At 53.2% G+C, this 17,826-nt stretch carries 15 protein-coding genes and 1 pseudogene; 2 read left to right on the top strand and 14 right to left on the bottom strand.

Going from position 1 to position 17,826, the window contains the following annotated elements; all coding sequences use genetic code 11:
* Positions 1-5: 5 nt before the first annotated feature.
* Both FTE24_RS04105 and FTE24_RS23560 read right to left on the bottom strand, forming a co-directional pair.
* Positions 6-671 carry an FCD domain-containing protein gene (locus tag FTE24_RS04105; protein ID WP_150230666.1) on the bottom strand — a complete coding sequence of 222 codons (666 nt, stop codon included), beginning with the start codon at positions 669-671 and terminating at the stop codon, positions 6-8.
* 216 nt (positions 672-887) lie between these two features.
* Positions 888-1,601 (bottom strand): Kelch repeat-containing protein, encoded by a 714-nt coding sequence (locus FTE24_RS23560; RefSeq protein WP_442978160.1) that lies wholly within the window; start codon positions 1,599-1,601, stop codon positions 888-890.
* 111 nt (positions 1,602-1,712) lie between these two features.
* Here FTE24_RS23560 and FTE24_RS04095 point away from each other — a divergent pair, with 111 nt between their 5' ends.
* Positions 1,713-2,819, top strand: coding sequence for a hypothetical protein (locus tag FTE24_RS04095; protein ID WP_150229325.1), 1,107 nt, complete (start codon positions 1,713-1,715; stop codon positions 2,817-2,819).
* Between the two features lie 78 nt (positions 2,820-2,897).
* Positions 2,898-3,278: a hypothetical protein gene (locus tag FTE24_RS04090; RefSeq protein WP_150229326.1), complete on the top strand. Its 381-nt coding sequence runs from the start codon at positions 2,898-2,900 to the stop codon at positions 3,276-3,278.
* A gap of 476 nt (positions 3,279-3,754) precedes the next feature.
* Here the strand turns inward: FTE24_RS04090 and FTE24_RS04085 are convergent, their stop codons facing one another.
* From FTE24_RS04085 to FTE24_RS23160, 12 genes and pseudogenes are all read right to left on the bottom strand, one after another.
* Positions 3,755-5,101 carry a Kelch repeat-containing protein gene (locus FTE24_RS04085; RefSeq protein ID WP_237401625.1) on the bottom strand — a complete coding sequence of 449 codons (1,347 nt, stop codon included), beginning with the start codon at positions 5,099-5,101 and terminating at the stop codon, positions 3,755-3,757.
* 422 nt (positions 5,102-5,523) lie between these two features.
* A complete protein-coding gene (gene glnA, locus FTE24_RS04080; RefSeq protein WP_141450066.1) occupies positions 5,524-6,852 on the bottom strand; it encodes a type I glutamate--ammonia ligase in 1,329 nt (442 codons plus the stop codon).
* 120 nt (positions 6,853-6,972) lie between these two features.
* Positions 6,973-7,386 (bottom strand): MerR family transcriptional regulator, encoded by a 414-nt coding sequence (locus FTE24_RS04075; RefSeq protein ID WP_018977629.1) that lies wholly within the window; start codon positions 7,384-7,386, stop codon positions 6,973-6,975.
* 89 nt (positions 7,387-7,475) lie between these two features.
* A complete protein-coding gene (locus FTE24_RS04070; protein WP_150229328.1) occupies positions 7,476-8,729 on the bottom strand; it encodes a methionine gamma-lyase family protein in 1,254 nt (417 codons plus the stop codon).
* A gap of 139 nt (positions 8,730-8,868) precedes the next feature.
* Complete coding sequence (gene hflX, locus FTE24_RS04065) at positions 8,869-10,152, bottom strand: GTPase HflX (RefSeq protein ID WP_150229330.1); 1,284 nt, start codon at positions 10,150-10,152, stop codon at positions 8,869-8,871.
* A 51-nt stretch (positions 10,153-10,203) separates the two neighbouring features.
* Positions 10,204-10,890, bottom strand: a complete 687-nt coding sequence (locus tag FTE24_RS04060) for a YdcF family protein (RefSeq protein ID WP_337190011.1) — start codon at positions 10,888-10,890, stop codon at positions 10,204-10,206.
* 57 nt (positions 10,891-10,947) lie between these two features.
* Positions 10,948-11,499: a DUF402 domain-containing protein gene (locus tag FTE24_RS04055; RefSeq protein ID WP_018977625.1), complete on the bottom strand. Its 552-nt coding sequence runs from the start codon at positions 11,497-11,499 to the stop codon at positions 10,948-10,950.
* A gap of 162 nt (positions 11,500-11,661) precedes the next feature.
* Positions 11,662-14,421, bottom strand: a complete 2,760-nt coding sequence (locus FTE24_RS04050; RefSeq protein ID WP_150229332.1) for a PBP1A family penicillin-binding protein — start codon at positions 14,419-14,421, stop codon at positions 11,662-11,664.
* 204 nt (positions 14,422-14,625) lie between these two features.
* Positions 14,626-14,868 carry an RNA chaperone Hfq gene (gene hfq, locus FTE24_RS04045; RefSeq protein ID WP_150229334.1) on the bottom strand — a complete coding sequence of 81 codons (243 nt, stop codon included), beginning with the start codon at positions 14,866-14,868 and terminating at the stop codon, positions 14,626-14,628.
* Between the two features lie 40 nt (positions 14,869-14,908).
* Complete coding sequence (gene miaA / locus FTE24_RS04040; RefSeq protein ID WP_150229336.1) at positions 14,909-15,889, bottom strand: tRNA (adenosine(37)-N6)-dimethylallyltransferase MiaA; 981 nt, start codon at positions 15,887-15,889, stop codon at positions 14,909-14,911.
* Complete coding sequence (locus FTE24_RS04035; RefSeq protein WP_337190010.1) at positions 15,882-16,661, bottom strand: class I SAM-dependent methyltransferase; 780 nt, start codon at positions 16,659-16,661, stop codon at positions 15,882-15,884. Before FTE24_RS04035 ends, miaA begins: the two co-directional genes overlap by 8 nt.
* 223 nt (positions 16,662-16,884) lie before the next feature.
* A pseudogene (locus FTE24_RS23160) lies at positions 16,885-17,826 on the bottom strand (DNA mismatch repair endonuclease MutL); the annotation flags it as partial.

Below are 17,826 nucleotides of genomic sequence, written 5' to 3'. Positions count from 1 at the left end.
TCCGTTTAGAGTAGCTCGTGCAGTTCTTGCATGGGACGAACAAAATTCCGCTTCATGATCTCTTGGGCCCGCTTGCCGTCGCGTTGTTCAAAAGCCTCGATAATCGCCGCATGTTCGTCGACCGAAGTCTGCGTCTCGGCGATCGGCTGTTTGAGAAACACGTACTTGAAGCGCCGAATGTGAATTTGCAGCGAAGCGCTGAACGACGATACATAAGGATTGCGGGACAGTTCCACGATCAAGTTGTGAAACTGTTCGTCGACTTCCATCGCCAGGTACGCGTCGTCGCCGCGGATGCAATCCGCAAAATCGAGATTGATCGCGCGCAGCCGCTTAATCTGCTCGGGCGTAATGACAGCCGCGGTCGTCTCCGCCGCAAGCGATTGCAGCGCCGCCATCGTAGAATACATGTTCAAAATGTCGCCGCGCTCGATCTCCGTCACTTTCGTTTCCTTGCCGGGATGCATCGAGACGAGTCCCTGCGCTTCAAGCAGCTGAAACGCTTCGCGAATCGGCGTCCGGCTAACCGCAAGCGATTCCGCCAACTCCGCGTCGATAATCTTCTCCCCCGGCTGCAGCGTACCGTCAATGATCCAACGTTGAATTTGCGAAAATGCCCTTTCTTTCGCGGACATCCGCACGGGCGAAACGAAATTTTTGGGTATCGGGATAATGATCATCCTTACTTCATTCGTTATGTATGCAATATATCGCATAAATATATGTAATGCAAGTACGGGTAAACAATAATGGGTTGAAAGAGTTGGGGACATGGATGCCGATCAGTCGGTAGGTTATCCGTTGATTGGATACTTTGCGATCGATCCAGATTCATGCCAAAAAAGTCCTGCCCGGTTTCGCGGGAGGACTTTTTGATTAAAGGCAGATTATTTAAGCGTATATTCGCTTACTTCGAAAGTCAAAATATTGTTGAAAATGACCGAATCCGTTCGCTTGCTAAAAGGACCTTTGTTGTTGGAATGCTTATCGATGACGAAGCGCGCAGGGCCTTTACCTGCATCTTTGGCATCGTACCAACTGGTGAACGCCTCGATCTCCGACATGGGCAGATCGTATTCTTTTTCCAACCCGTTGATCATCGTGACGACCAGGATGGCACGGTCTCCGAGAGGAATCGTAGGATTTGAAGGTTGAGCCGGCTCCCCTGTTCCAGGAGGCGGCGTCGGTTCCTGAACTACTGGCGGAAGAGTAGAAGCTAAATCCAGCATTTCAAATGTATTATAATAAGTGGAATTATTAGAACCCCCAGCTACATATATTTTACCATCCAAAACAACAGACGAGGACAAACCTCTTGCAATGGAGATATCGGGCATTCGAGTCCAAGTATCAGTCGCCGGATTATACTTGTTGGTTTGCGCAGTTGCAGGTCCGCTCGTGGTGGCTTGTTCAGTCATACCACCAATCACGTAAAACTCATTATTCAAAGACACTGCCGAGCTGCCTACTGCACCTACCGGCATCGTAGCTTTCTTGATCCATGTGTTTTTATCAGGATCATATTCTTCTATCGAAGAAAGTATATTCGAGTCTACTCCGCCTATCGCATATACCTTTCCGTTCACCTGCGCAGAAGTAATATATCTAGTCGCTTTAATATTATTTAAATATAAAGTTACATATGTTTACTATTAGATTTAATAGTGTTATTATATAAAAGAAAAAAATACTAATTTAAACAGGAGGTTTTCATGTTTAAAAAATTGTTTGCGATGTTGATTGCAGTTGTCTTGTTGGTTTCAGGTACCCCATTAATCAGTTCCGCATCGGAACAGACTTTAAGCGATCAAGCATCATTTGACCGTATTCTTACTGATTATGTTTCTATTACAGGTCTGCAAGAACAAGAAGCTGAACATATTTACAATCGGATTTTAAGTTATGAGACTACAGATGATTTAGGAAGAATAGAGAATCTGATTTATAAAGAATCTCGAAATTCCAGTTATGAAGAGAACGTTTTTTACATTCAAGAAAACTATCAACAAATTATTAATGGCTTCTCAAAAGAAGAAAAAGAATTAGTAGATACATATTTTCTGGAACATGTTTTAAAGTATTATAAAGATAATGGTACCGAAAATGATATAAGCGTAAGCGAGCCGTTCCAGGAATTTGGAAATCCTTCGGAACAGAGCAGCATGGAACCTCTTATCATGGATACCGACGCATTCGAGAATACCTTTGTTGATGAACATGAAATTTCGGTACAGCAAAGAACCGATACTAACGGATCGGCTAGAGCCGGTTCAATAGCTGCTGTTCGAATCTTTGCCGATCCTACGTCATCAGTATTAGGAAGCTCGGGTCTTTCGATAGATTTAGGAACACATGCTTGGATTACAGTTTCGAATACCTCAAACCGTACTATAGTTGTCGGAAAAATCAATGTGGCACCGGGCAAAACCGTATCACTTGGGACTTGGGGTAACAAAACTGAACACCAAGGCCTTTGGTACAATCTTGAGAGTTTTCTAATTTCTAAAAATAACGCTTATTCCAATCGAGTTTCAGCGAACGTATTTATAACGCAGAGCAATCTTAATAAGCTTAACTCCCATATCCTTCGTTTTGACAAATGGTCCACTCTCACCAACTGCTCTTCTTTTGCAGCTTCAAGTTGGAATTTAATCGCTTCTCCTTCTGTATCAGCTGGAGTCATCAATACTCCAAAAAACTTAGCAAGCAGCATCAAAAACATAAATTCTTATTCTACCGGAGTAACTGTACCTTTCAATTATGCTGTATATCACGCCAATGGATCTCAGACACTTACTGCCAGCAGCATATATAAGTGATTGTTATCGTTCAGCTTATAACACATGATATTACTTATACTCATCGCTCACAAGATGCGTACAACAGGATGTGATCAAATGAAAAAAGGAAAAAAAACGATGCTAGCATTTGGAGTTTTGATTGTATTGTTGCTTTTTGCAGGATTTCTTATGGCCCATTTCCAGCAAAAGAATTCCCGTTCCATTCTTTCCGTTGAAGAGCTGGCAATTAGCGAAGCTTCACTGGACGAACATTCTTTATCTATTCAAGGCAGCATTTTAGCAAGCGCAAAAAGTTATAGAGGTTATCATTATACGATCAAGCAAAACGATGTGTATATTCAGATTGAAGGAGGAGTTGTTACTAAAAAATATCCAAGCGGAGATTTTAACATCACCATAGAGGATCCGGATTTGAAAAACGTTAAAGCAGTTTATATTAAAAGCAAAAATCAAGAAAAGGTAGTATATCCTAAATAAAATTCGTCTTATGCAGGCAAAATTATTTCAATTAAGAATGACACTAATGCTTTTAGGAAAGGGCGCGACTGCTATTCGTTGCCCTTTTTTGTATCGACGTGATTTGTTTGAAAATAGGCACCGCCTTTAAAATCTGTAATAGAAAATACCCGCATAAAAAAATCTCAGAGTCATGTACCACTGATTGCGTTTCCACTGGTGAACCTGCTTGCGCTTTATATTCTAGCGCTCAATCAATATTGTATGGCTACTACATCGTTACTCCACTCGTTCTTAGCTTAGCATTGACGACCACTACCTAGATATATAGCAGAGCCTCAGCGAAAACACCTTGTTGCCGAGCAGTTATCGAGATGTATTCATGTAGAGCCTCCTTACAAACAGAAATCGACCCTGTCCTGTTATCCAGGCAGGGCCGATTCTTTTGGTTGCTCTTATTCTAATCAAACTTGAGTTTCTGTAAATCATTGAACGATTTATTTCGGCTGATTGAGAGTATACTCGCTGACTTCAAATGTCAAAATGTTATTAAAGATCACCGAATCAGTACGCTTGCTAAAAGGTCCTTTATTGTTGGAATGCTTATCGATTACAAAGCGCGCAGAACCTTTCCCCGCATCTTTCGCATCGTACCAAGCAGTAAATGCATTTACTTCAGCCATAGAAAGGTCGTATTCTTTTTCCAGACCATTGTTCATAGTGATTACTAGGATAGCTCTGTCTCCACCAGGTATTGTTGGCTCTCCCGTACCCGGAGGCGTTGTCGGTTCTCCTGTACCTGGAGGCGTTGCCGGTTCTCCTGTACCTGGAGGCGTTGTTGGCTCTCCTGTACCTGGAGGCGTTGTTGGCTCCTCGATAACTGGCGGAAGTGTGGATGTAAGATCTAATATTTCGAAATTATTATAGTAAGCAGAATTATTGGAACCGCCAGCAATGTATATCTTATTATTCAATACTGTAGCCGCGATAGAATGTTTAGCTACTTTAAGTGCAGGACCTGTAGTCCAAGTATCAGTCTGAGGATTATATATATCCACAGCCGTAGTCGCAGGACCGCTTACGCTTGCAGTAGCTGTAGATCCTCCTATGGCATAAATAAGTCCGTTGAAACTAGTAGTAGCAATGCTAGATTTCCCTTTAGGAAGACTTGCTTTTTTAGTCCAAATATTTGTTTTTGGATCGTATTCTTCTACAGAAGAAAGAATGCCATTAGAGTCATGAAAACCTCCCACAGCATATATTTTACCATTCACAACAGCTGAAGACGTATATCTACGACCTTGTGTCATATTTGCTTTAGTAGACCACACATTTGTAGTCGGATCGTATTCATAAGTTGACGTAACTGCATTATTGATTATAGTGAAACCACCCAATAAGATAATCTTCCCATCTACTACTTGAGTTGAATGACCCGCCACTGTAACAGGTAAATCAGCTCCCCTTGTCCATTCATTTTTAGCTGGGTCATAAATCTCCATAGTCTTACTAATGTTATTTCCTGTGTATCCGCCTGCTATGTATATTTTCCCATTGATCACCGCTGAGCTCGCACTCGCTTTAAAAGATGTAGGAATAGTAGTTTTCGTAATCCATTCATTTGATTCAGGATTGTATTCATCAACAGTATTCAAGTATGTATTCCCACTCATACCACCAATGGCATAAATTTTCCCGTTTACTGTAACCAAATTCATACGATCTTTCACTTTCAATAAATTTGCTTTAGAAACCCATCCTTCTTCAGCTGCTTGCATAGTGCTTGGCATAAGCACCAAAAAGGCTAAGAATATCCCTAACAAAACTTTCAAACTTTTTTTCATTCAATTCACTCTAATTTCTATATTTATTTACAAGTTAGTTATCGGCCTGAAAATAAAAAAAGTTAATATCAATTAAGTTAATTGAGAATTTTTTATAAAAACAGGAATTTAGTTGACTCTCCACATAAAAACCGTTCTCTCTGGCAGCTGTCAAGTGTGGGCGTTTATTTCGGGTACTCTTCTCATACCCAGCGAACAACCTTACGGCTACTTCTAAACCGAAAGTACTAGTTATAAATTTTTATATTTTGAATAATTAAAAAATATAGCCTAGAAAATTGTATCGCGTACCTTAATCAATAATGGGTTTAAAAAAATTCCGTGGTCAAAATGTGGTCACGAGTTACATAAGATAACGCAAAAAAAGCCGCAGCAAGAATGTGCGGAAGGCACAATCCTTGCTGCGGCTGGAATTACGAATTCTAGTAAAGCGTCATATACTGATCGCGTTCCCACTGGTGAACTTGAGTACGGTACATATCCCACTCAATTTCCTTGAGTTCGTAGAAGTGGGTCAGGGCGTGTTCGCCCATCGCCTGAACGACGACTTCGTCGCGGATCAGTTCGTTGAGTGCTTCCTTCAGATCGGCTGGCAGGCTTGGGATGCCTTCTTCGATCCGCTCTTCTTCGGACATGACATAGATGTTACGGTCGATCGGAGCCGGCAGCGTCATCTGTCTGCGGATGCCGTCCAGACCGGACTTGAGCATAACGGCAAGAGCCAGATACGGGTTGGCTGCCGGGTCCGGGTTGCGGACTTCGATCCGGGTGCTCAGGCCGCGCGATGCCGGGATACGGATCATCGGGCTGCGGTTGCTGGCGGACCAGGCCACGTAACAAGGCGCTTCATAGCCCGGTACGAGACGCTTGTAGGAGTTGACGGTCGGGTTCGTGATCGCCGCGAACGCGCGCGCGTGCTTGAGGATGCCGGCCATGTAATAACGGGCCGTCTCGCTCAAACCAAGCTCGTCGCTCTCGTCGTAGAACGCGTTTTCTCCGCCGCGGAACAGCGACTGGTGACAGTGCATGCCCGAACCGTTCATGCCGAACAGCGGTTTTGGCATAAATGTCGCATGCAGGCCGTGCTGACGGGCGATCGTCTTGACGACAAGCTTGAACGTCTGGATCTGGTCGGCCGCTTTCATCGCATTCTCGTACTTGAAGTCGATCTCGTGCTGTCCCGGAGCCACTTCGTGGTGGGAAGCTTCGACCTCAAAGCCCATTTCTTCGAGCGTGATGACGATCTCGCGGCGGCAGTTCTCGCCGAGATCCATCGGAGCCAGGTCGAAGTAGCCGCCTTGGTCGTTCAGCTCGTCTGTCGGATTGCCGTTCTCGTCCGTGCGGAACAGGAAGAATTCCGGTTCGGGTCCTACGTTCATCGCGCTGAAGCCCATTTCTTCGGCTTCTTCGAGCGCGCGGCGCAGTACGGCACGCGGGTCGCCCGGGAAAGGCTTGCCGGACGGCAGATAGATATCGCAGATCAGGCGCGCGACGCGGTTCTCGGTTACCCACGGGAATACGACCCAGGTATCGAGATCCGGATACAGGTACATATCCGATTCTTCGATCCGGACATACCCTTCGATGGAAGAACCGTCGAACATCATTTTGTTGTCGAGCGCTTTTTCCAGTTGGCTGACCGGAATTTCGACGTTTTTGATCGCGCCGAGCAGGTCGGTGAACTGAAGACGGATGAAGCGAACATTTTCTTCCTTGGCAATACGCAGAATGTCTTCTTTGTTGTAACTCAAGATACCCTCTCCTCTTCGTCTGTGTGATAGGTTACGTTCTTAAGTATACGCACTCCGCGCGCCGGCTGCATCCCGGAACATCCCGAAGAAGCCAATCGACGCGCAAAATGCCGGTCTTTCTTATTTTCTATTAAAGAAGCGGGACAGTTCGCCTTGAATCAACGAGACTTGGCCCGGTTTCTTGCCGGAGACCAACTGCTGCTTGAGCATGCGATGAAGCTGCGAATCGGAAAGTTCTTTGCGCTTTTCTTCGGTGGCCGCGTTCAGGACCGTCGCTTCTTCGGATTCTTTGGTGACCGGGTTCATCACCTGCTTGATGCCGGCGATGTTGACGCCTTTTTCGATCAGGGCCTTGATCTCCAGCAGCCGCTCCACGTCGTTGAACGAGAACAAGCGCTGATTGCCGGACGTCCGTGCCGGAACGATCAGACTGTGCTGTTCATAGTATCGGATCTGACGCGCGGACAGATCGGTAAGTTTCATAACAATCCCTATCGGGAACAAGGCCATATTTCTGCGAATGTCGTCGCCCATTTATGCATCAACCTTCCAATGTACTTTTCTTATTCTCTCTCTTATTGTACATATCCTGATAGGAAGCGTCAATGATGTGTTAGATTAACTCACAGTAAATTACGATCGAACAGATTTTGCAGAGCGTTAAGTACCCCGTACTTCACGTGGGAGTAGGTCAGACCGCCCTGCATGTAGCCGATGTAAGGCTCGCGAATCGGTGCGTCGGCCGACAATTCCAGGCTGCCGCCTTGGATGAAAGTTCCCGCGGCCATGATAACCGGGTTCTCGTAACCGGGCATGTCCCACGGCTCCGGCACGACATGGCTGTCTACCGCTGCCGCGAGCTGGATGCCCTGCACGAACGCGATCAACTGCTCCGGCCGCTCGAACACGACCGCCTGAATCAGGTCGGTACGCGGAGCGTTCCAGGCCGGACTGCTGGCAAAGCCGGCCAGTTCGAACATGGCGGCGGCAAAAATGCTGCCTTTGACCGCTTGTCCGACGATCGTCGGCGCCATGTACAGCCCCTGGTAGATGCCGCGCGTCGTCCCGAGCATCGCGCCGACTTCCGCCCCGATACCCGGTGCCGTCAGGCGATACGCGGCCAATTCGACCAGATCTTTGCGCCCGCAAATATAACCGCCTGTTTCCGCCAGACCGCCGCCCGGATTTTTGATCAGCGAGCCGGCCATCAGATCGACGCCGACTTCGGTCGGTTCGAGTTGCTCCGTAAATTCGCCGTAGCAGTTGTCCACGAAGACGATCGCGTTCGGGCATAGTTCCTTGACTTTGCGCGTCATGTCTCCGATCTGCTGCACCGTGAACGGCAGGCGCCACGCGTAACCGCGCGAACGCTGGATACCGATCACTTTCGTGTTCGGCGTAATCTGGCGGGCCACCTCGTCCCAATCGACTTCGCCGTCCGGCGTCAGGGAAGCTTCGCGGTAGCCGATGCCGAAATCGGCAAGAGAGCCGGTACCGTCGCCGGTTTTGCCGATCACTTTGTGCAGCGTATCGTAAGGGGTGCCGGTCATATAGAGCAGTTCGTCGCCCGGACGCAGCACGCCGAACAGCGCCGTCGAGATCGTATGCGTGCCGGAAGCGAAATGAGGACGCACCAGAGCGGCTTCGGCCCCGAACACGACCGCGTACAATTCGTCCAGCACCTCGCGGCCCCGGTCGTTATAAGCGTAGCCCGTCGAAGGATTAAAATGAAAATCGCTGACTTTGCAGCTGCGAAAAGCTTCGATCACTTTCCATTGGTTATGCTCGACGATGGCGTCGATCTCGTCGAAGCGGGGGCGCACGATCCGCTCCGCTTCTTCTTTCCACTGCTCGATTGTCGCTTCAAAAGTTCTCATCGTCTTTTTGTTCCGTCCTTCTTTTTTCGATTTGATAGGTTTGCACGTTGATGGATCTGCACGCAGTAGGCCGGCGCGCCGAAACGTCAGACGATTCCCGCTTCTATGCGAAGGGGAATCGTCTTTTTCATCTGGAATTTTAGAGTTTGTAGTCTTCCAGCAGATGCGCGTATTTCTCCGCTTCTCCCGTGTGCAGGCGAACTTCGTACAGGATGTCCGACTCGTCGAACTCTTGGGAGATCACTTCGCCGATTTTGTACAGCTGGGCGGACAGATCGCCGCGCGCGGCCGGAATCCGGTAAGAGACCGTTCCGCCCGTCAATTCTTCCTGCAGGCGGTTCAGCAGCTTGTCCAGATCCTGCTTGTCGTAAGCGCTGATGCGCAGGTTCTGCTCGTCTTCCGGAAGCAGCTCCAGCTGCTCCGGCGTGCACAGATCTTTTTTGTTGTACAGCTGGATCTGCGGTTTGCCGCCGGCGCCGAGTTCTTCGAGAATGCGGTCGACGACTTTCATCTGGTCGCTCAGCATGTCCGAAGACGCGTCAACGACGTGCAGCACGAGGTCGGCTTCGTTCACTTCCTCAAGCGTCGCGCGGAACGCAGCAATCAGATTATGCGGCAGGTTCTGGATAAAACCGACCGTATCCGTCAGCACGATCTCGCGGCCGCCCGGCAGTTCCAGCATTCTCGACGTCGGATCGAGCGTCGCGAACAGCTGATTCTGCACGTAAACGTCGGCATCCGTCAGCTCGCGAAGCAGCGTCGATTTGCCCGCATTCGTATAGCCGACCAGCGCAACCTGCACCGTTCCGCTTTTCTTGCGGCGCTGACGCTGCATCGTGCGGTGCTTCTCCACTTCGCCGATCTGCCGTTTCAGCTCGTCGATCCGTCCGCGGATATGCCGGCGATCGGTCTCAAGCTTCGTCTCGCCGGGACCGCGTGCGCCGATACCGCCGCCGAGTCTCGACAGATTGCCGCCTTGTCCCGACAGGCGCGGCAGCAAGTAGCTGAGCTGGGCCAGTTCGACCTGGATAATGCCTTCGCGCGTTTTGGCCCGCTGGGCGAAAATATCCAGAATCAGTTGGGTACGGTCAATAATTTTCAAATCCAGTTCCGCTTCCAGATTGCGCACCTGCGCGCCGGACAGCTCCTGGTCGAAAATCGCCGTGTTGGCGCCGAGCTCGTCCGCGATCACTTTGAGCTCCTGGACTTTGCCTTTGCCGATAAACCATTTCGTATCTTTCTTTTCTTTGTTCTGCGTCAGGGTCGTGAGCACCTGGACGCTCGCCGTTTCGGCCAGCGCCACGAGTTCGTCAAGCGAATAGACCGGGTCGATCCCGGAACGCTTCACTTCGTCGGTCACGAGACTGACGAGAATCGCGCGGGGATTTTCCTCCGGCGTCGTATCGTAAGTTGTCGTCTGCATCTCTTGTTCTCCTTCTATCCCGTGGGGGTACATCCGTTCCATTATCCCCGATTATTTGCCGTCTGGCAACGTGTTCTTGTCGAGCAGCCATTTGGTAAAAGCGAGCGTCTCGCGGCCGCGGGTCTGCCATAGATTTAGCGCCTCGGTCGGAGCGAGCTCGAACTGCGGATCTTCGTAGCCCAGAAAGTCCGCGATGTCTTTGGAGCGGGCGCCATGGAATTGATGGGTCACAATCGTGGCCGTCTCCATGCCGCGCTCCTGCATGATCTGGGTGCTGAATAACAGGTTCTCGTACGTGCTGGTCGCTTTATTTTCCAAAATAAGGTTCGCCTCGGGCACGCCGCGCTTGCGCAAATAGTTGGCCATGCCTTCCGCTTCCGTCAGCTTCATCCGCGGATTGTCGAGCCCGCCGCTGACGATGAGCATCGGATATGCTCCGCTTGCGTAGCCTTCGTAAGCGGCTTCGAGCCTCTCGGTCAGCGCCGGACTCGGTTCGTTATTCCACAGACTTGCCCCGAGTACGATGCCGACATCCGTGTTGGACTCACGGTCAAGCGTCATGCCCTGCCCGATCCGGACCTGAATATACAGCGTCCAGAACGCGAACAGGATCGCACCGACCCCTGCCGCGAGCGCCAAAGATTTGATCCATCGGCCGCGTCTGCGTGGCGTGCGGTGTGCCGTTCCCCGGACCGGTCCGATGCCGCGCAGCGCTTCCGGCCGTTTACCCGTATTCACTTGCTTTCGTTCCCCTTTCCCTGCAAAACTGTTCGACGCGCCATCGTCCGCCTGAAGCTAGACTTTGAGTGCCGAAGCCGGGAACAGCCGTCTGCGATGTTCGATCGAGAGCCTGAAATACGGAAAAGCGTGCGCGTCGATCATCCGGAGCAGCCCGTGGGCCGTTCGGGTCGCCAACGCATAATCCGCTTCCGTAATGACGCCGCGCCGCAGCGCATCGTCCAGTTCGTCTTCGTCCAGCAAAAAGACGGTGCCGTCGCCCAGTACGACGATATCCAGATACAGATCGTCGAACCAGGGTACGCCCTGATCCGTGACGCCCTGCGATTTGCAGATATCGATGTACCATTCCACGACTTCCCTTTTCTCGTTGAACATCGTCGTGACGATAAAGTGGGCATCCTTGGGAAAATACTGCAGCCAAGAATAGCCTTTGTCGGCCACACAAAACGTAAGTCCCCCGTACGTTTTCATCAGCGGTTCCTTCAGCTTGAGCATATTGTACAAGGTTACGTAGCCCGTAAAGCGGCGGCTGTCGATGTACCGGCACAAGAATCTCCGATCGGTTACGCGCCGCCAGTTGGCTCTGTCAGCAAATTTACGTTTCATAGGGAACCGACCCTTTCCATTATTCCATTTGACTAAAGCTTATCACATTCTCAGGCCACTTCACAAAAGAACTGGCTTGCTCTTGCTCTACATTACCCGATTTACGGAAAATATGTGCAAAAAAGCTCCGAAAGCCGTTTATGGCTTTCGGAGCTTGCTTGTTTAGGGCTGGGTAGGCGCGACTTCCTGCGTACCGTCCGTGACCGTTCCCGCCGCGGGATCGGTCGGCTGAGCCGCATTCGGATCGGCCGGAGGTTCGGCTGCCGGATCGGGTTGTTCCTGATCCGCCGGCTCTTCGGGAACGACCGTGCCCGGAACCGTATTCTCTTCTCCCGTTCCGCCTTCGGTCGGAGGAGCCACGGTACCCGGATCGGTCGTCTCGCCGCCGTTGTTGCCGTTATTTCCGTTGTTGCCATTGTTTCCATTATTGCCGTTATTGCCGTTATTGCTGCCATTGTCCGAGCCGTTTCCGTTGTTACCGCCGTTGTCTTCGACCGGCGGCGGCACTTCTTCCGCGCCTTCGTCGACTTCCGGCTCTTCGACTTCTTCCGGCGGCGTCGTCTCTTCCGGTGGCACGACCTCTTCCGGGTTGTCCTGGGCCGGCACGGTCAGGCTGACCGTGTTGGAAGCCGCGGACTCCGCGATCGGTTCTTGCCCCGCCCGATAAGCGGTCACCGCGTAGCTGTAGGTCAGTCCGGCGAGCGCGCCCGGATCTTCCGCCGAAGCGGACATCAGGCCGTCGGAGAGCATCGAAGGCTGGGCTTCGGACGATTCCTGGCGGTACAGGCGATAGCGGACGTTGTCTCCGGCTACCGGCTGCCAGGAGAGCACGATCTTCTCGCTGCCGACGTCATACGAAGCGACAAGCCCGCTCGGCGCGCCGACCGGCTCCGCTGCTGCCGGCGGTTCCGGCTGTGGTTCCGGCTCTTCGGCGACCGGCTCCTGGGCTGGCGCGTCCGGCGCTTTGAAGTCCGTCACCGGCGTTCCGTCCAGCGCCTGGCTCATGACCCGGGCGAACATGGAGGCGGCCAGGCCGCTGCTGTTCTTCAGCAGGTGTTCGGCATTCGGCTTGTCGTAGCCCATCCATACGGCTCCGGTCCACTCCGGCGTATAGCCGACGAACCAGACGTCGCGGTTGGCGCTGTTGCCGTCGATGCCGCTCTGCGTCGTGCCGGTCTTGCCGGCCAGAGGACGGCCGATATCGGCTTTTTTGCCGGTACCGTCCGTAATGACGCTCTGCATCATCTGCGTCATCTCGTAAGCGGTCTGCGCGCTCATGACTTCTTTGGCCGTGTCGATCCGGCTGTAGATCTCGATTTCGTTCGAATCGCGGATCGATTTGATCGCGTACGCTTCGATATATTTGCCGCCGTTGGCGAACGAGTTGTACGCCTGCGACATCTCCAGCGTGTTCGTCCCGCTGCTGAGACCGCCGAGCGCCAGGCTCAGGTTATGGTCTTTGTCGGTCAGCGGGATGCCGAGCGACTCCGCGAACTGGAAGCCCGTCTCGACGCCGATCTGGTTCAGCAGCCATACGGCCGGAATATTGATCGACTCCGCCAGCGCTTCTTTCATCGAGACGGATTTGCTGTACCCGTGCAGGTTTCTCGGGCTGTAGCTGCCGAAGCTCTGCTGTTCGTTGTTCAGCTGCGAATCGACCGTGAACTGCCCGGATTCGAGCGCCGGCGCGTAGGACGCGATCGGCTTGAACGCCGAGCCCGGCTGCCGGCGGCTGTTGACCGCGCGGTTGAAATCGCCTTTATGGTAATTGCGCGCTCCCAAAATGGCGACGATGCTGCCGTTCTGGCTGTTCGTAATCGTCATCGACGCCTGCACCGGCTGATCGTCGGGACTTTCCTCGAACAGCGAGTCGTCCTTGAACGCGTCTTCGAGGCTCTGCTGCGCTTTGGCGTCCATCGTCGTGTAGATTTTGTAGCCGCCGCGGTTCAGGTCGTCTTCGCCGAGTGCCGTAGCGTCTTCCGCTTCCTGCAGCACGTAGTCGATAAACGCCTGATAATGCGTTTCTTTGGTCTCCGGCGGCGTGTAGTTGTAATTGATCGCCGCCGCTTCGTCTTTTTCCGCTTCCGTAATGTAGCCCTGCTCGTACATGAGCTGAAGCACCACGGCGCGGCGCTCTTTGGACTTGTCGGGATTTGCGATCGGGTTGTAGCGCGTCGGCGCTTTCGGCATCGCCGCAAGCGTCGCCATCTGCCACAGCTTGAGGTCGTTCAGGTTGCTTTTGCCGAAATAACGCTCGGACGCGGCTTTGATGCCGTAATGCTGGCCGCCGAACGAAATCCGGTTGAGGTACATGGCCAGAATCTCGTCTTTGTTGAACTGGCGTTCAAGCGCCAGCGCGATCGACACTTCTGTCGCTTTGCGGAAAAACGTCTTGTCCGCGGACAGGAAAATGTTCTTGGCGAGCTGCTGGGTAATCGTGCTGCCGCCTTCCACGGCCGAGCGGGCAATCACGTCTCGGACCGCCGCCCGTCCGATCGATCTCAGGTCGACGCCCGAGTGATCGAAAAAGCGTTTGTCTTCGGTCGCCACGAAAGCGTCCTTGAGCAGCTTCGGAATGTCCTGCTCCTCGACTTCTTCGCCGCGCTGGATTTTGACTTCGCCGATCTGCACGCCGGTCCGGTCGTAGATGACCGTCGGCGCTTTGATATCGATCTTGTCTTTGTTCTCGGCGAGAATCTTCTCCCCGTTGATCGTAATGAACAGGTAACCGCCCAGCGCGCACAGGACCGCAAACGCCGCCGTGAAAAATAAAGTCCAAAAAACGCGTTTCCCCGTAATTTTTTTCTTTTTCGGGGAAGTTTTTTTCTTCGCAGTCGTCGGAGGTTTTTGGCCTCCGCCGTTCCCGCCTCCGCCGCTTCCTCCGGCATTCCGGTTCGAGCGGCTCAGTTGTGGGTTAGGCATGATGTGTTCTGACACCCCTTTTGCATTCTTTGCGGCCCGAACGATCCTTGGCCGCTATGATGGTTCGCTAATGAAAAGAACAACCCGTGAGGGTTGCTCCCGTTCGCAAGCTATTGGTTTAGACGTCAGGATCGGTGAAAAGTTTCAACTTTTGCCGTTACAGGTTTGTCATTCCTTCGTTACCGAAGCGGCGCGGCCTCGCCGTTATTCGCCGGGCGTGCTGTCAGGCTGGGCGAGGGATACGTTGCGCTGCGGCATAAACGTCGAAATGGCGTGCTTGTACACCATCTGCTGGCGTCCGTCGCTGTCGATCACGATCGTGAAGTTATCGAAAGCCTTGATCGTGCCCCGAATCTGAAATCCGTTGGTCAGGTAGACCGTGGCAGGGATATTCTCTTTGCGCAGTTGGTTCAGGAACGTGTCTTGAATATTAATGGATTTGTTCATAACCGGTACCCCCAAATTGTCATTTTACTGTCGTTTTCGTTCAAAAATCGGAGCCGAACCTTCCGGTAATTATACCATGAACCTGTTCGAAATTCGCGGAAAATTTTTCCGGTTCGGAAACGTCCACCCATTGAATATCGCGCATATGCCGGAACCAGGACAGCTGTCTTTTGGCAAAATGCCGGGTATCGCGCTTCAGCTTGTAGACCGCTTCTTCGAGCGTCTCCGAGCCGTCCAGGTACGGCCAGATCTCTTTGTAGCCGAGACCCTGCATGGACACCATGTCGGGCGTATAGCCGCGGGCCTTGAGAGTGCGTACTTCTTCGACCAGGCCCTGCTCCATCATGAGATCGATCCGCTCTTCAATACGGTTATATAGCATTTGGCGGTCCATTGTCAAACCGATCAAACATAGGTCGTAGGGCGTGGTCTTTTTCTGCGCCGCAAGCCGCTGGGACAGCGTCTCGCCGGTCAATTCGTAGATCTCCAGCGCACGGATCACCCGGCGCGTATCGTTCGGATGCAGCCGTTCCGCCGACTCCGCATCGATCGCGCGCAGCCGCGCATGCAGCGCTTCCGTGCCTTCTTTTTCCGCGAACAACGCCTGTTCCTGCCGGAACGCTTCGTCCGCTCCGCTCTCCGCGAATTCGTACCGGTAGCACAGCGATTCGATGTACAGCCCCGTGCCTCCGACGATAAAAGGCAGCCTGCCGCGCGCTTCGATCTCCGGAATGAGCGCGTCGCAGCGTTCCTGGAATTCGGACACGGAAAACGGTTCGTCCGGCTCATGGATATCGACCAAATGGTGCGGGATGCCTTCCGTTTCGGACGCCGAGATTTTGGCCGTACCGATATCCATACCCCGGTACACCTGCATGGAATCCCCGGAAATGATCTCGCACGAAAAAGTTTTGGCCAATTCGATACTGAGTTTGGTTTTGCCGACCGCGGTCGGTCCGATCAAAACGAGCAGTTTGGGTCTGCTCCCGGCTGCATTGCCGGTTGGATAATGTTCAGTCAATAGGAATCACTCCGTACGTAATTTTGGCGTGGCTGCGTCCGTCCGGCGCGAAGCCGAGACGTTCCATTTCCCCGCTGCCTTTTTTCTCCTTGAGCACGACCGTTTTGCGCGCGACTCTCATCGCCTGCTCGATCGCTTCTACGCTCAGCGGACGGGCGTCCGCAAACGCCCGCAGCGGCGAGATCGCCGACGAATCGTACACCGGCTTGCGGAACATCGGATCGAAATAGACGACGTCGAAGCTGTCATCGGGCAGCGACCGCAAATAATCGAGATGGTCGGCATGAATGACTTCGACGCGCCGCATCGCTTCGGTGACGGCCGACTTCTCGACTTCGTAGCTGGACAGCCCTTCCCGCAGCAGCACGGACAGTTCCGGCGACGCCTCGAGCGCGCAGACACGGCCCTGCGGGCCGACGCGGACCGCGAACACGAGCGAATCGGTACCGAGTCCCGCCGTGCAGTCGAGCACGGAATCTCCTTCCGCGGCGCGCGCAGCGTCGATCATCGGATCGGGTTCGCCGCGGAGCAGCCGCTTGGCGCGGACGTAACCCATGCTAGGATGGTATTCCAGCACGGGCTGCTCCTGGCGAAACAGGCGGACTTTGCCCTGGGTGACGATCAGGACCGCTTCGGCGCCGTATTTGGAAAAAAGATTGGGAATCGAGGTACGGCTGCGCGGAATGAGCCGGATTCCCGCCTGTTCGGCGATCTGCCGGGCCCGCCGCAGCTCGGCGTCGGCCGGCGAATCGCCGGTAGTTACGATCATCATGGGGATTGGGCTCCTTTGGAATTGGAAAAGATTATGGATGGGGGGAGATTCGGCGAAGCAGGACCTTCCCCCATTTGATTGAGTTGCTCTTTGGATTGGTTTCGGATTCGAAGAAGCAGACCTTCCCCCATTTGACTAAATCGCTTTTAGGTCATTTACGAAACGGGTTAAAGCGTCCCGTTTCGTAAATTCGATTGGAAACGCTCTTGGGTTGGGGAAGGTCTTATACACGTTTGAATAGCTTCTCCAAATCGTAAGAAGAAAAAGAGACGACGATCGGGCGGCCGTGAGGGCACGTATAAGGCTGCTTGCAGCGGCCGAGGCGTTCGATCAGCGTCTGGGCCTGAACGTCGCTCAGGCGCTGGTTGGCTTTGATCGACGCTTTGCACGAGCAGAGCGTGGACGCTTTTTCCCGCAGCTTGGCCAGGTCGATCGCGCGTTCGCTCAGTACCCACTCGGCCATTTCCTCGATAATGGACTGTTCGTCCCCGTCCGGGAACCAGTGCGGATAAGCGGTAACGCGGAACGTCTGGCCGCCGAACGGTTCCATATAGACGCCGGCCTGCTCGAACCAGCCGAGCCGGTCGCGGATCTTGGTGCTCTCGGCCGACGTGAATTCGATCGTGATCGGCAGCAGCAGTTCCTGCGACGCGGCTTCCGGCTGGCCGAACTTCTCGTAATAGTATTCGTAATTGATCCGCTCGTGCGCGGCGTGCTGGTCGATCAGATACAGCCCCTGATCGTTCTGCGCGATCAGGTACGTGCCGTGATGCTGGCCGATCAGCGTCATCTCCGGGAACACGGGCCGCTTCGGCGCTTCGCCCCGGGTATACAGCTCCGCCGCGCGAGCAAGCGCGGCGGGCTGTCCCGGCGGCGTCTGGCGGCCGCCCGGGAAGCCGGACGGGAAGCCGGACGGGGCCGGTCGGCCGGGGCCGCCGGCAGCGTCGCGTCCCGCGGCGTAGCCGGCACTGCGGCCGCGCTCCCGCACTTCCTGCGGGAGCGGCTTGTGCACCCCGCCTTCGGTCGGGTAGGCGGACGCCGTCAGCGCGTCCGCCGCACCGCCGGCGATGGCGGCAGGGTCGGCCGGCGCAGCGGCCGGCAAAGGCTTCGCCGCGGCGGCATCGGCTGCGGCCGGTCTCGCGGCGCGCTGCGCGGAGAGCGCGCC

The sequence above is a fragment of the Saccharibacillus sp. WB 17 genome, from assembly GCF_008634075.2.
GTDB lineage: Bacteria > Bacillota > Bacilli > Paenibacillales > Paenibacillaceae > Saccharibacillus > Saccharibacillus brassicae.
This window is presented reverse-complemented; position numbering and strand designations above follow the sequence as displayed.